The organism is Streptococcus sp. S5 (assembly GCF_034134805.1).
Classification (GTDB): Bacteria; Bacillota; Bacilli; order Lactobacillales; family Streptococcaceae; genus Streptococcus; species Streptococcus lingualis.
In genome coordinates this window covers 69802-83581 of the sequence record NZ_CP139419.1, presented here as the reverse complement: position 1 = coordinate 83581, position 13780 = coordinate 69802, and the positions used below count along the sequence as shown (strand labels likewise).

The window sequence follows — 13780 nt, the reverse complement described above, 5'->3', positions numbered from 1 at the left end:
AAAAGAAAGGTTGGCGATGAGGGCAACTGTTCAACTTATTCTAACGAACGCTAGTGAGAACCAGGATCTTTAAAAAACACATTCTATTTATGGTACCGAAGGTATCATTTTTTGCTATAATAGACTGTATGAGTAGAATTTTAGACAATGAAATCATGGGCGATGAAGAGGCCGTTGAACGGACGTTGCGCCCGCAATATTTACATGAATATATCGGTCAAGATAAGGTCAAGGACCAGCTGAAAATCTTTATCGAGGCAGCTAAGCTTCGGGATGAAGCGCTGGATCATGTCCTTCTTTTTGGCCCTCCGGGACTGGGGAAAACCACCATGGCCTTTGTCATTGCCAATGAACTGGGTGTCAATCTCAAGCAGACTTCTGGTCCTGTCATTGAAAAGGCTGGTGACTTGGTAGCTATCCTCAATGATCTAGAGCCGGGCGATGTCCTCTTTATCGATGAAATCCACCGTCTGCCTATGTCAGTCGAAGAAGTGCTTTACAGCGCCATGGAAGATTTTTACATCGATATCATGATTGGTGCTGGCGAGACCAGCCGGAGTGTTCATCTGGACCTTCCTCCTTTCACTTTGATTGGGGCCACGACTCGAGCTGGTATGCTGTCCAATCCCTTGCGCGCTCGCTTTGGGATTACCGGACACATGGAATACTATGAGCAAGATGATTTGACAGAGATTGTCGAGCGGACCGCCGAAATCTTTGAGATGGAGATTACCCACGAAGCTGCCGAAGAGCTTTCTCTTCGTAGTCGGGGGACCCCTCGGATTGCCAACCGTTTGCTGAAGCGGGTGCGCGATTTTGCTCAGATTATGGGCGACGGCTTGATTGACGACACCATTACAGACAAGGCCCTCTCTATGCTGGATGTGGACCATGAAGGACTGGACTATGTCGATCAAAAGATCCTGCGCACCATGATTGAGATGTACGGCGGTGGCCCGGTCGGGCTTGGGACTCTATCGGTCAATATTGCCGAAGAGCGCGAGACCGTAGAAGATATGTATGAGCCTTACTTGATTCAAAAAGGCTTTATCATGCGGACCCGGACAGGGCGCGTGGCGACTCGCAAGGCTTATGAACACCTGGGTTATCCCTACAATGGAGACTAGAAGAAGATGCTGACGGAAGAAGCAATAGTAGAACAAATCCAAGCGGATCCGGAGATGATGACTGTTTTGGCTATCATTCGGGATCTCAACTTGGCAGATGCCTGGTTAGCGGCGGGCGCGGTGCGCAATTTCATCTGGAACCAGCTCTCTGGAAAACCAGGGTTTGACGCGACAACCGATATGGATCTGGTCTTTTATGACCCTGCGATCAGTTATGAGGAGACTCTGCAGATCGAGCAGGAATTAAAGAAGACCTATCCCCAGTACGCTTGGGAAGTGAAAAATCAAGTCTACATGCACCAGCATAGCCCGGGGACAGCTCCATATCGCAGTGCCTGTGATGCGGTTTCCAAATACCCCGAGCAGTGTACGGCACTTGCAGTTCGCCTAAGGAAAGATGGTCAGCTAGAGCTCTTTCTCCCTTATGGGACAAAGGATATCGAAGACTTCATCGTTCAGCCGACTCCACATTTTTTAGCCAGCCCAGAGCGTTTAGCGGTTTATACAGAGCGGATGAAAAAGAAGGATTGGCAGAGTAAATGGCCTCCATTAGAGGTTCGTTTTCCAAAATAGAAAAACAGATCAGATTTGAAAAAGGAATCTGATTTTTCTTTAAAATGATGGAGCCACTTTGTCATCTTTCTGTCACATTTTTGTTATAATAGTAATAGTATGCTGGTTTTCCATAGTGGAAAGCCAAGAGCTCAGCTAGGTTGGGCAGTCCGAACAAGGAGTTAGGTGGAATCATGAAAAAAATCGTCTTTGTCTGCTTAGGAAATATTTGTCGGAGCCCCATGGCGGAGTTTGTCATGAAGGACTTGACGGATCAGTATGAGATTGAAAGTCGGGCCACCTCTAGCTGGGAACACGGCAATCCCATCCATCGGGGAACCCAGAAAATCTTTCAACAACACCAGGTCCCGTATAATCCGGCTAAGACTTCCTTACAGATCAAGGAAGAGGATTTTTACAACTTTGATTTGATCCTAGGGATGGACGAAAACAATGTAGCAGATCTGAAGCGAATGGCTCCTGCAGGAACAGAATACAAGATTCATCTTTTTGCTGCTGAAAGTGTGCCAGATCCGTGGTATACCGGTGATTTTGAGGAGACCTATTCCAGAGTCCTGAGTGGCTGTAAGGCTTGGTTAGATCAGTTAGCAACTTTTTAAGAGTTTGATATGTGAGAGAATACAGAATATGAAAGAATTTTATGAGACCTATAAGGTCTATCTGACGCGAAAAAATTTAGAAATAGCAGCATTAGTCGTGATTATTCTATCTGCTTTGCTGGTTTTCCTTTCAGCCATTCCAGGTCAGGGCGTCTTGACCTTGGACAAGGGGGCGATCCGTTACGACGGAAGTTTGGTCCGTGGCAAGATGAATGGCAAGGGAACCGTCACCTTTAAAAATGGGGATACCTATACAGGTAACCTCGTCAACGGCTCTTTTAGTGGCTATGGTAAGTTTAAGTCCAAGGATGGCTGGACCTATGAAGGGCAGTTTGTTAATGGCCAGCCGGAGGGCAAAGGCACCTTAACCACAGAAGCCAACGTCGTATACAAAGGAACATTCAAGCAGGGGATTTATCAAAATGCGCATTAAATGGTTTTCACTAGTCCGTGTTACAGGACTCTTATTGGTATTGCTTTACCATTTCTTCCAAAAAGCCTTTCCTGGAGGCTTTATTGGGGTAGATATTTTCTTCACCTTCTCAGGATTTTTGATTACAGCGCTCTTGATCGATGAATTTGCGCGCAAGCAAGGAATCGACTACCTGGCATTCTTGAAACGGCGCTTTTACCGGATCGTACCACCCCTTGTCTTTATGGTCTTGGTCGTGATGCCCTTTACCTTTATGGTCCAACGGGACTACGTGGCTGGTATTGGGACTCAGATTGCGGCGGTCTTCGGTTTTGTGACCAATTTCTTTGAGATGGCAACGGGTGGTAGTTACGAAAGTAACTTCATTCCACATCTCTTCCTTCATACCTGGAGTTTGGCTCTAGAAGTGCATTACTATGTGCTCTGGGCACTTTTGGCATGGTTCTTGGCTAAGCGGGCTAAGACAGTTGGGAAATACCGAGGCATGCTCTTCCTGGCGTCCAGCGGACTCTTTCTCTTCACCTTCTTGTCTATGTTCATCCGCGCCTTTCTGACAGCTAATTTCTCCACTATCTATTTTTCTAGCTTCACTCACATCTTCCCCTTCTTTGCGGGATCATGTCTAGCAACGGTAACAGGGATTGCTAATGTCAGCCCGAACTTTACAAAGTTGGTGCAGTCTTGGAGCATGAAAAAGACCTTATCGGTCTTGGGTGGAAGCTTTGCCTTCTTGTTTGTGCTCAGTCTTTTCTTGCCATTTGATAGCTTGTGGACCTATCTGTTTGGCTTTTTAGCAGCGACAATCGCAGCTTGTGCCATGATTCTGTCGGCCCGCATTCTCCATGAAAAGACGCCAGATAAAAAAGAACCAGCCATTCTCAATTTCTTGGCAGATACTAGTTATGGTGTCTATCTTTTCCACTGGCCTTTCTTTATCATCTTCTCTCAACATTTGGGAAATATGATGGCAGCCCTTGTGACGACGATCGTTTCCTTGATTCTAACGGCTCTGTCCTTCTATATTTTGGAGCCAACTATTGCAGGCAAGGAACCTCGTGTCTTCGGCATGAAGATGGATCTCAGTTTTTTGACCAAGCCGATCTTTTACCTCATGATTCCTCTGGCTCTCTTGATGATTGGAATCTCCGCCTTTGCACCAACCGTTGGAGCTTTTGATGAGAGTTTGGTGGTGAGTGGGCTCAATCAAGCAGATAGCAAAATGCAGGTTACGCGGACGCAGGTGGACAATGCGACTGCAACAGACTATAACGTCTCAAATGGTGTGACCATGATCGGTGACTCCGTTAACTTGCGGGCGCAGGATTACCTGATTAAAGCGATCCCTGGCATCCAGATCGATGCGGTGGTGAGCCGTCAGCTGGAAAATGGAATGAAGGTCTTTGAGACCGATATCTCCAATAAAGTTCTCCTAAAAAATGTGGTCATTGCCCTAGGAACCAATACCGTGAGCAACTACAAAGAGTTGCTGGATCAGTATGTTGAAAAACTTCCAAAAGGCCGTCGCTTGATCCTTGTGACACCATATGATGGTCGCTATGCCAACGATCAGTCCAGCGAATCGGTTCAAACTCGTCTTTATGAGTTAGAACTAGCCAAGAAATACGATTTCATCACCATTGCGGACTGGTATCAAGTAGCCGTGGAAAATCCAAACATTTGGGTTGGAACAGACTCTGTCCACTTCAATATGGAAACCAATGGTGGGGAACTCTATGCCCAAACGGTTAAGGAAGCCCTTGATAAAGCAGAAAAAGGTCCAGTTAAGAAGTAGAGAGACTTCTTTGAAATTACAATAAAACAAATGCTAACAAAAGAGAACAAAAAGCAACTTTTTACTTGTAAAAGGTTGCTTTTTTTAGTAAGATTAAGAAAACGCTTACAAAAATTGATTGAAAACTTCACTTTGTGAAGAAAAAATTTTTTAATTATTTTTTCACAATTTTGCTAAAGAATTGCTTTTACAGCAATTAAATTGATAAAACTTTCACAAATTTCAAAAAAATCTTTGTGAAAGTTGCTTGGAAGTGTTTACAAAAATCTCAAAATAGAGTACAATTATATTGTGAAATAATTAACAAACCGAAATTCCTTACACTATTCTTGAAAATTTCCGAAAACATGAAAAAGTTCTAGAAAAGGATAAGGGTTTCAAACATTGGAGGAAAGCATCAAATGGCTGATAAAAAAACTCTCTCACCTGAAGAAAAGAAACTCGCTGCTGAAAAACACGTAGACGAGTTGGTGCAAAAAGCGCTGGTGGCGCTTGAAGAAATGCGCAAATTGAATCAGGAACAAGTGGACTATATTGTGGCGAAAGCATCTGTAGCGGCTCTTGACGCACACGGTGAGCTCGCTCTTCATGCATATGAAGAAACTGGTCGTGGGGTCTTTGAAGACAAGGCGACGAAGAACTTGTTCGCTTGTGAGCACGTTGTAAACAACATGCGTCACACCAAGACAGTTGGTGTCATTTCAGAAGATGACGTCACTGGTTTAACTCTTATTGCTGAGCCAGTCGGAGTTGTTTGCGGGATCACTCCTACAACAAACCCAACTTCAACAGCAATCTTTAAAGCTTTGATTTCCTTGAAGACACGGAACCCTATCGTCTTTGCCTTCCACCCATCTGCTCAAGAATCATCTGCTCATGCGGCACAAATCGTACGCGATGCAGCAATTAAAGCAGGAGCTCCTGAAAACTGTGTGCAATGGATTACGCAACCATCTATGGAAGCAACCAGCGCCCTTATGAACCATGATGGAGTTGCAACGATCCTTGCGACCGGTGGTAACGCCATGGTGAAAGCGGCCTACTCATGTGGGAAACCAGCTCTTGGGGTAGGTGCCGGAAACGTTCCAGCTTATGTTGAAAAATCAGCCAATATCCGCCAAGCAGCCCACGATATCGTTATGTCTAAGTCATTTGACAACGGAATGGTCTGTGCATCTGAACAAGCGGTCATCATCGATAAAGAAATCTACGATGAGTTTGTTGAAGAATTCAAATCTTACCACACTTACTTTGTTAACAAAAAAGAAAAAGCCCTTCTTGAAGAGTTCTGCTTCGGCGTAAAAGCCAATAGCAAGAACTGTGCAGGTGCGAAATTGAATGCGGACATCGTTGGGAAACCAGCAGCATGGATCGCTGAACAAGCTGGCTTCTCTGTACCAGAAGGAACCAATATCCTTGCGGCAGAATGTAAAGAAGTTGGCGAAAAAGAACCGTTGACTCGTGAAAAATTGTCACCAGTCATCGCTGTCTTGAAATCTGAAAGCCGTGAAGACGGAATTAACAAAGCACGCCAAATGGTTGAATTCAACGGTCTTGGTCACTCAGCTGCCATCCATACAGCAGACGAAGAATTGACCAAAGAATTTGGTAAAGCAGTTAAAGCCATTCGTGTGATCTGCAACTCTCCTTCGACTTTCGGTGGTATCGGGGATGTTTACAATGCCTTCTTGCCATCATTGACACTTGGATGTGGTTCTTACGGACGCAACTCTGTTGGGGACAACGTTAGTGCCATCAACCTCTTGAATATCAAAAAAGTCGGACGCCGGAGAAATAACATGCAATGGATGAAACTTCCTTCAAAAACATACTTTGAACGTGATTCAATTGAATACCTACAAAAATGTCGTGACGTTGAACGTGTCATGATCGTTACAGACCACGCTATGGTAGAGCTTGGTTTCCTTGATCGTATCATCGAACAGCTTGACCTTCGTCGCAACAAGGTGGTTTACCAAATCTTTGCAGACGTAGAACCAGATCCAGATATCACAACTGTTGAACGTGGTACAGAGATCATGCGTGCCTTCAAACCAGATACGATCATTGCTCTCGGTGGTGGATCACCAATGGATGCGGCCAAAGTAATGTGGCTCTTCTACGAACAACCAGAAGTGGACTTCCGTGACTTGGTACAAAAATTCATGGATATCCGTAAACGTGCCTTCAAGTTCCCATTGCTTGGTAAGAAGACTAAATTTATTGCGATCCCAACAACATCTGGTACAGGATCTGAAGTAACTCCATTTGCCATTATCTCTGATAAAGCCAACAATCGTAAATACCCAATCGCAGACTACTCATTGACTCCAACAGTTGCCATCGTAGACCCTGCCTTGGTATTGACAGTTCCAGGATCTGTTGCAGCAGACACTGGTATGGACGTCTTGACGCACGCGACAGAAGCTTACGTATCACAAATGGCTAGCGATTTCACAGATGGTCTTGCTCTTCAAGCTATTAAACTTGTCTTTGAAAACTTGGAAAGCTCAGTCAAGAATGCGGACTTCCATTCACGCGAAAAGATGCACAATGCGTCAACCATCGCAGGTATGGCCTTCGCCAATGCCTTCCTCGGTATTTCTCACTCAATGGCCCACAAGATCGGTGCGCAATTCCACACCATCCACGGACGGACCAATGCCATCTTGCTTCCATACGTTATCCGCTACAACGGTACACGCCCAGCCAAGACAGCTACATGGCCTAAGTACAACTACTACCGTGCAGATGAAAAATACCAAGATATCGCTCGTATGCTAGGACTTCCATGCTCTACTCCAGAAGAAGCCGTTGAAGCTTACGCAAAAGCTGTATACGAACTCGGTGAACGCTGTGGTATCGAAATGAACTTCAAAGCACAAGGCATCGATGAAAAAGAATGGAAGAAACATTCTCGTGAATTGGCCTTCCTTGCTTATGAAGATCAATGTTCACCAGCTAACCCACGTCTTCCAATGGTAGACCATATGCAAGAAATCATCGAAGATGCTTACTATGGTTACAAGGAACGTCCAGGACGTCGTAAATAAGACGCCAAGGAACAACTGATGTTTATCAGCTACCCCCACTCGAAAGAGCGGGGGATTTTTGCTATTTGGGTCCAAAACTCGTTTTTTCATAAAAAATTAGACTTTTTTTCAGAAATTGTGTTATTTTTATAGCATTCCGAGCTATTTTATGTTACCCTATAGTGTGTGAATCTGCCTGTAGCTGAAGGGTTATGATCCTTTTTCAGTTATAGGAAACGAAAAAATAAATCCAAGAAAGGAGGCCATCTCAAATGGAGTTAGAAGGTGACGTGCAAGGAAGACAAGATCAGGCACAGAAAATTATTGAAATGCCCCAACGAGATCGGGAAACTTCCACTTCAGAAAATCAGCCATCATCTGCTTCAGTGGTCTCCATGTATGGGCAGGAAAGGCCAAGCATTTCTAGCCTCCATCAGCAACTGGCAGGCGCGTCTGGAACCCAGACCATCCAATTGCGAGAGGAATTGGTGCTGGCGGTAGCGCAGAATGCTTCAGCGCAAGCAACTGTCTTTGAGGCAGAAGTTAAGGATAAGCTGGAAGAGGCCAAGGAGACGGTTTCTCATAAGGTCGCTGAGGTGTCACAAATGGCCCACAGCATGGCCCAATTTTTAACAGATGCAGAAGTGGAGCAACTATTAGGAGAGTTCTCCATGGATACTTGTTGGGACCAAGCAGTAGAGGCGGAAAACCTCGCCCAAGCAAAGGCCTACTCCACTCGCTTGTCAGATTTGGCAGGTCAGCTGGAGGCTGCATCAGCTCAATTGGTGGACTTGGACAAGGGACAAGCGACGGCCTTTGATTTTTCATAAGTAGGAGAAAAAGATGTTAGAGATCCTGGGAGAGGACAGAGAACGAATTGAGGAGCTCCATCGAGAGATTAAAAAGGAGCAAGAGCGGATTGCGATCAGAAGTTTGATTGCAACGCAAAAAGCCTTGATGATGTTGGAAGCGATGAGTTTGCAGGTAAGCTTGGGCGGTCAATCCGAAAAGATGCGCTCTTTTGCTACAACGACCCTAGTTAGTGATTTGAAAGATGGATTTACAGGAGGAGCAGCGGACGCGGTAGAAACAGCACTGAAATCAGTGAAGAAGCCGATTTTATTGAGTCCGATTAAAGGAGGTATGTGATGTACCATTCAGGAAATAGTGAATTAGAACAACTAGAAGATCGACATTACCGCTTCAATCAAAAACTGAGCGAGTTGGAGTGGGATTATGCGGATATGCGTATGGATGTCCGCCAACATACAGAAAATTTAGTAGACTGGCTAAGTGCCCTGCATTTTCAAGCCCCAAGTGCGGAGGCTCAAAGTGGCTTAGAGCGTTTATTTGCCTTGCAAGAAGAGTTTGAGGCAGAGCTCAAGCGCTATGAAGAGCGTTTAGAAGAAGAGCGTGAGCGCGAGCAGCAAGAGTACTACAAGCAGCGTCAACAATTAGAACAAGGTGATTGAAACATTCCTCTGGTAGAGATAAGAGGAATGTTTTTGTTTGCCCAAAAAACTTTTAAAAATGTGCTCATAAATTCTTGCAAGCGCTTACTTAATATGTTATAATATTCACAAAGAAACGAAAATAAAATGGTTTTATCAAACCAACAAAAAAGGAGTCGCTTATGAAAGCTGCAACTTATGTATCTGCAGGCAATCTGCAACTGCTGGATCAACCAAAACCAGTGATCAAAAATCCAACGGATGCCATTGTGCGTGTCTTGAAGACAACCATCTGTGGGACAGACCTTCACATCCTAGGAGGAGATGTGCCAGCTTGTAAAGAAGGCACGATTTTAGGCCACGAAGGAATCGGGATCGTCGAAGAAGTCGGCGATGCAGTGAATAACTTCAAGGTAGGCGACAAGGTCATCATCTCTTGTGTCACAGCTTGTAATACCTGCTACTACTGTAAACGTAGTTTGCCTTCTCACTGTGAAGATGGTGGTTGGATTTTGGGTCACTTGATCAACGGAACCCAAGCAGAGTATGTCCACATTCCACATGCGGATGGTAGTCTTTATCATGCGCCTGAAACTGTGGATGACGAAGCCTTGGTCATGCTCTCAGATATTCTCCCAACCTCTTATGAAATCGGGGTCCTCCCATCTCATGTAAAACCTGGGGACAATGTCTGTATCGTTGGAGCTGGTCCGATCGGTCTTGCAGCTCTCTTGACTGTGCAGTTCTTCTCACCAGCTACGATTATCATGGTGGACTTGTCTGAATCTCGTCTTGAAGCGGCTAAGAAATTTGGAGCAACTCACACCATCTGCTCCAGCGATATCGCTGAAATCAAGGCCTTTATCAATGAAGTGACCGAAGGTCGTGGTGTCGATATCTCCATGGAATGTGTGGGCTATCCTGCGACCTTTGATGTCTGCCAAAACGTCATCTCTGTCGGTGGACACATCGCTAATGTCGGTGTCCACGGAAAACCGGTTAGCTTCAATTTGGATGATTTGTGGATCAAGAACATTACCCTCAACACCGGTCTTGTCAATGCCAATACTACTGAAATGTTACTCAATGTCTTGAAATCAGGCAAGATCGATGCGACTAAGCTCATCACCCACCACTTCAAACTCTCAGAAGTTGAAAAAGCCTATGATGTCTTTAAACATGCGGGTGAAAACCATGCTCTCAAGGTGATTATCGAAAATGATATCAGTGAATGAAGTGGCAACTAATATTTGTTCATAGTTTTTTTAGACGGACCAGAGATATTCTGGTCCTATTTTCAACCCCCAAAAGCCAATGATTCCTTGCAAAATAAATTTGTTGTCTTATAATAGAAGTACAGAAAACGATTACATAAAGAGAAAGGTGTGATCTTATGAAACGGTTTTGTTATCATCGTGAATTCTGGATGGACTTCCATTTCTGGATCTTGGTCTTGCTTTTAGCGACTGTAGCTTTAACGATGCAGGCTCCGCTTTCGGTAGTTAGCCTAGCTTATCTTGCTTTTGTTGGGATTTTGATCCTTCTTCAGGTCTTTCAACCGTCTGTATCGACACGGCAGTATCCAGAAGGTAGCTACCATTTCAATTGGACCTTTTATCGCGATACCCGACTGTATATCAATCTCTTTTTACTAGCAGGTCTCTTGGCAGGCCCAATGGCTTCATCGGATATGGTCTATTGGATCTTGCTTGGAGCCGTCGTTGGCTCTATTGGCTTTGTATTTGTCGTAAAGGAAAAAGCGACCCAAAAGATGGCCTAAGGAATCACCATGTCCTAGATCTCTGAAACTAGTTTCAGAGATCTTTTTATTTTGCCCTAAAATGTGAAACTATAATCCAATTGCACGATTAATATTGTAAGCGCTTTAAAAATAGATTATAATCAATTTACAAGTACTCGAGTTGCCTTATTATCAAAGGAGAAGGAGTTATGTCAAAGATTACAAAAGATGAACTGATTGAACAAATCAAAGATGGCATCATTGTTTCTTGTCAAGCCCTCCCTCATGAACCGCTCTATACAGAAGCAGGAGGAGTTATTCCTCTCTTAGTCAAAGCGGCGGAGCAGGGTGGAGCTGTCGGAATCCGAGCCAATAGTGTCCGGGATATCAAGGAAATCAAGGAAGTGACCAAGTTACCGATCATTGGGATTATCAAACGCGATTACCCACCTGAAGAACCCTTTATCACAGCTACTATGAAAGAAGTCGATGAGTTGGCAGCTTTGGATATCGCGGTCATTGCGCTTGATTGTACCAAACGTCCGCGTCATGATGGGCTTTCGATGAGTGACTTTATCCATCAAGTCAAAGAGAAATATCCAGACCAACTCTTGATGGCTGATATTTCGACTCTGGAAGAAGGATTGACAGCTGTCGAAGCGGGAGTGGACTTTGTCGGAACAACCCTTTCGGGCTATACAGACTACAGTCCAAAGGTTGATGGTCCAGATTTTGAACTGATCCATAGTCTCTGCCAAGCAGGAGTAGATGTCATCGCAGAAGGCAAGATCCACTATCCGGATCAGGCCAAGAAAATCCATGATCTCGGGGTTCGCGGTATCGTCGTAGGTGGCGCCATTACCCGACCAAAAGAGATTACAGAGCGCTTCGTCGCAGCCTTAAAATGAGAAAACAAAACAGTAGATTGAAGGAGGAGGAGACCGAATAGAGAGTAGTCGAATTCATTTAATGAGAATGTTTCAGTGAAGGATAACGATGAAGATTTCAAGAAGGAAGTCATATTTGCTTAACTTTCTGCAACATAAATCTAGTGTAAAAGGAGAAATAGATGATATTTGATGATTTAATAAACATAAAATTGTACAAAGGGATTCATCCTAATCTGGATCAAGCGATTGATTTTCTCTATGAACACCGGAAAGATTCTTTTGAGCTAGGGAGATATGATATCGACGGTGACAAGGTCTTTCTCGTTGTCCAAGAAAACACCCTTAACAAAGATGAAAATGATCGCTTTGAACATCATCGCCGTTATGCCGACCTTCATTTATTAGTTGAAGGACATGAATTTTCTAGCTACGGTTCCCGTATCCTAGATGAAGCTATTCCATTTGATGAAGCAAGTGATATTGGCTTTGTTCATTGTGAGAAATTCTATCCACTTCATTTGGGCTATCATAATTTTGCAGTCTTCTTCCCTGGTGAACCTCACCAACCAAATGGCTATTCAGGTCAGGAAGAAATAGTCAGAAAGTATCTATTCAAAATTGCGATTGATTAGATATGTCAAATAGAAAATGGAGGAGATAAGCGATATAGTTAGTTTTTTCGGAGAAGTTAAGGCTTCAAAGCACTGATTACATATTTTGTATTAAAAATAGAAAGAGGAAAACAATGAAAAATAGTAAGAAAATTCTTTTCGCTTTGGTTCTCGCGTTATTCGCATTGTTTGTCACTGCATGTTCATCTTCAAAAAATGATGCAGAAGGAAGTAATAAAACTGGAGAATTATCTGGTGAAATTGTAATGTGGCACTCATTTACTCAGGGGCCTCGGTTAGAAAGTATTCAAAAATCAGCTGATGAGTTCATGAAGAAGCATCCAAAAGTTAAAATCAAGATTGAGACATTTTCATGGAATGACTTCTATACAAAATGGACGACTGGATTAGCAAATGGCAATGTTCCAGATATTAGTACAGCTTTGCCAAACCAAGTTATGGAAATGGTAAATTCAGATGCTTTAGTTCCGTTGAATGATACCGTTAAGAAAATCGGAGAAGATAAATTTAATAAAACAGCATTAGATGAAGCGAAGGTTGATGGCAATTTTTATTCTGTTCCTTTGTATTCACATGCTCAAGTCATGTGGGTTCGCACTGATTTATTGAAACAATATAATATTGAAGTTCCAAAAACATGGGACCAGTTGTATGAAGCTTCAAAAAAATTAAAAGAAAATGGAGTTTATGGATTGTCTGTTCCTTTTGGGACAAATGACCTGATGGGTACACGCTTCTTAAATTTCTACGTACGAAGCGGTGGCGGAAGTCTGTTGACAAAAGATTTGAAAGCTAACTTGACAAGCAAGCTGGCCCAAGATGGAATTAAATATTGGGTGAAGATGTATAAGGAATTTTCTCCTAAAGATTCATTGAACTTTAATGTCTTGCAGCAAGCTACTTTGTTCTATCAAGGAAAGACAGCTTTTGACTTTAACTCAGGATTCCATGTTGGTGGTATTCAAGCAAATAGCCCTCAATTGATTGATGCAATTGACGCCTATCCGATTCCAAAAGTAAAAGAATCAGATAAAGATTATGGTATTGAAACTTCTAATATTCCATTGGTAGTTTGGAAGAATTCCAAACATCCAGAAGTAGCGAAAGCATTCTTAGAATCTTTGTATGAAAAGAAAGATTATATTAGCTTCTTAGATTCAACTCCTGTTGGAATGTTGCCTGCCATCAAAGGAATTAGTGATGATCCAGCCTATAAAGATAATGACGTTCGCAAGAAATTCCAACATGCAGAAGAAGTTATTACAAAAGCAGCAGAAAAAGGTACAGCTATTGGATATGAAAATGGTCCAAGTGTTCAAGCTGGAATGTTAACAAACCAACATATCATTGAACAAATGTTCCAAGATATTATTACAAATGGTAAAGATCCAATGGAGGCTGCTAAGGATGCAGAAAAACAATTGAACGATTTATTCGAAACTGTAGCAGTTGATGTTAAATAATAATAGCAGAGGCTACAATAATGTAGCCTCTGTTTTTAGAGAGGAAA

14 protein-coding genes are annotated in these 13780 nt (G+C 43.2%); all 14 read left to right on the top strand.

The window, feature by feature from the left end; all coding sequences use genetic code 11:
- Nucleotides 1-128 precede the first annotated feature (128 nt).
- Nucleotides 129-1127, top strand: coding sequence for a Holliday junction branch migration DNA helicase RuvB (ruvB, locus tag SM123_RS00475; protein ID WP_045760104.1), 999 nt, complete (start codon nucleotides 129-131; stop codon nucleotides 1125-1127).
- A 6-nt stretch (nucleotides 1128-1133) separates the two neighbouring features.
- The gene (locus tag SM123_RS00470) at nucleotides 1134-1700 is read left to right on the top strand and encodes a nucleotidyltransferase family protein (protein WP_118398176.1); all 567 of its coding nucleotides are present in this window, start codon (nucleotides 1134-1136) and stop codon (nucleotides 1698-1700) included.
- Nucleotides 1701-1873: 173 nt separating this feature from the next.
- Nucleotides 1874-2299, top strand: a complete 426-nt coding sequence (locus SM123_RS00465; protein ID WP_320909584.1) for a low molecular weight protein-tyrosine-phosphatase — start codon at nucleotides 1874-1876, stop codon at nucleotides 2297-2299.
- 28 nt (nucleotides 2300-2327) lie between these two features.
- On the top strand, nucleotides 2328-2732 hold the full coding sequence (locus SM123_RS00460; protein ID WP_070586627.1) for an MORN repeat-containing protein: 405 nt from the start codon (nucleotides 2328-2330) through the stop codon (nucleotides 2730-2732).
- A complete protein-coding gene (locus tag SM123_RS00455; protein ID WP_320909583.1) occupies nucleotides 2722-4524 on the top strand; it encodes an acyltransferase family protein in 1803 nt (600 codons plus the stop codon). Before SM123_RS00460 ends, SM123_RS00455 begins: the two co-directional genes overlap by 11 nt.
- 401 nt (nucleotides 4525-4925) lie before the next feature.
- Nucleotides 4926-7577, top strand: a complete 2652-nt coding sequence (adhE, locus tag SM123_RS00450) for a bifunctional acetaldehyde-CoA/alcohol dehydrogenase (protein WP_320909582.1) — start codon at nucleotides 4926-4928, stop codon at nucleotides 7575-7577.
- 251 nt (nucleotides 7578-7828) lie between these two features.
- A complete protein-coding gene (locus SM123_RS00445; protein WP_320909581.1) occupies nucleotides 7829-8386 on the top strand; it encodes a hypothetical protein in 558 nt (185 codons plus the stop codon).
- A 13-nt stretch (nucleotides 8387-8399) separates the two neighbouring features.
- A complete protein-coding gene (locus tag SM123_RS00440; RefSeq protein ID WP_201037270.1) occupies nucleotides 8400-8705 on the top strand; it encodes a hypothetical protein in 306 nt (101 codons plus the stop codon).
- A complete protein-coding gene (locus SM123_RS00435; RefSeq protein ID WP_003009394.1) occupies nucleotides 8705-9028 on the top strand; it encodes a hypothetical protein in 324 nt (107 codons plus the stop codon). The genes SM123_RS00440 and SM123_RS00435 overlap by 1 nt, the downstream gene beginning before the upstream one ends.
- A 161-nt stretch (nucleotides 9029-9189) precedes the next feature.
- A complete protein-coding gene (locus tag SM123_RS00430; protein ID WP_003015314.1) occupies nucleotides 9190-10242 on the top strand; it encodes a zinc-dependent alcohol dehydrogenase family protein in 1053 nt (350 codons plus the stop codon).
- A 158-nt stretch (nucleotides 10243-10400) separates the two neighbouring features.
- Nucleotides 10401-10787, top strand: a complete 387-nt coding sequence (locus SM123_RS00425) for an ABC transporter permease (protein WP_070675936.1) — start codon at nucleotides 10401-10403, stop codon at nucleotides 10785-10787.
- 170 nt (nucleotides 10788-10957) lie between these two features.
- Nucleotides 10958-11656 carry an N-acetylmannosamine-6-phosphate 2-epimerase gene (locus tag SM123_RS00420; RefSeq protein WP_195529475.1) on the top strand — a complete coding sequence of 233 codons (699 nt, stop codon included), beginning with the start codon at nucleotides 10958-10960 and terminating at the stop codon, nucleotides 11654-11656.
- A gap of 161 nt (nucleotides 11657-11817) precedes the next feature.
- Nucleotides 11818-12270, top strand: coding sequence for a NanQ anomerase/TabA/YiaL family protein (locus tag SM123_RS00415; protein ID WP_045760113.1), 453 nt, complete (start codon nucleotides 11818-11820; stop codon nucleotides 12268-12270).
- Between the two features lie 113 nt (nucleotides 12271-12383).
- Nucleotides 12384-13733 (top strand): ABC transporter substrate-binding protein, encoded by a 1350-nt coding sequence (locus SM123_RS00410; RefSeq protein WP_023920080.1) that lies wholly within the window; start codon nucleotides 12384-12386, stop codon nucleotides 13731-13733.
- Nucleotides 13734-13780: the final 47 nt, after the last annotated feature.

Bases quoted from the DNA above. Each gene is read 5' to 3' on its own strand.
- ruvB (WP_045760104.1), top strand. From the start codon at position 129: ATGAGTAGAATTTTAGACAATGAAATCATGGGCGATGAAGAGGCCGTT.
- SM123_RS00470 (WP_118398176.1), top strand. From the start codon at position 1,134: ATGCTGACGGAAGAAGCAATAGTAGAACAAATCCAAGCGGATCCGGAG.
- SM123_RS00465 (WP_320909584.1), top strand. From the start codon at position 1,874: ATGAAAAAAATCGTCTTTGTCTGCTTAGGAAATATTTGTCGGAGCCCC.
- SM123_RS00460 (WP_070586627.1), top strand. From the start codon at position 2,328: ATGAAAGAATTTTATGAGACCTATAAGGTCTATCTGACGCGAAAAAAT.
- SM123_RS00455 (WP_320909583.1), top strand. From the start codon at position 2,722: ATGCGCATTAAATGGTTTTCACTAGTCCGTGTTACAGGACTCTTATTG.
- adhE (WP_320909582.1), top strand. From the start codon at position 4,926: ATGGCTGATAAAAAAACTCTCTCACCTGAAGAAAAGAAACTCGCTGCT.
- SM123_RS00445 (WP_320909581.1), top strand. From the start codon at position 7,829: ATGGAGTTAGAAGGTGACGTGCAAGGAAGACAAGATCAGGCACAGAAA.
- SM123_RS00440 (WP_201037270.1), top strand. From the start codon at position 8,400: ATGTTAGAGATCCTGGGAGAGGACAGAGAACGAATTGAGGAGCTCCAT.
- SM123_RS00435 (WP_003009394.1), top strand. From the start codon at position 8,705: ATGTACCATTCAGGAAATAGTGAATTAGAACAACTAGAAGATCGACAT.
- SM123_RS00430 (WP_003015314.1), top strand. From the start codon at position 9,190: ATGAAAGCTGCAACTTATGTATCTGCAGGCAATCTGCAACTGCTGGAT.
- SM123_RS00425 (WP_070675936.1), top strand. From the start codon at position 10,401: ATGAAACGGTTTTGTTATCATCGTGAATTCTGGATGGACTTCCATTTC.
- SM123_RS00420 (WP_195529475.1), top strand. From the start codon at position 10,958: ATGTCAAAGATTACAAAAGATGAACTGATTGAACAAATCAAAGATGGC.
- SM123_RS00415 (WP_045760113.1), top strand. From the start codon at position 11,818: ATGATATTTGATGATTTAATAAACATAAAATTGTACAAAGGGATTCAT.
- SM123_RS00410 (WP_023920080.1), top strand. From the start codon at position 12,384: ATGAAAAATAGTAAGAAAATTCTTTTCGCTTTGGTTCTCGCGTTATTC.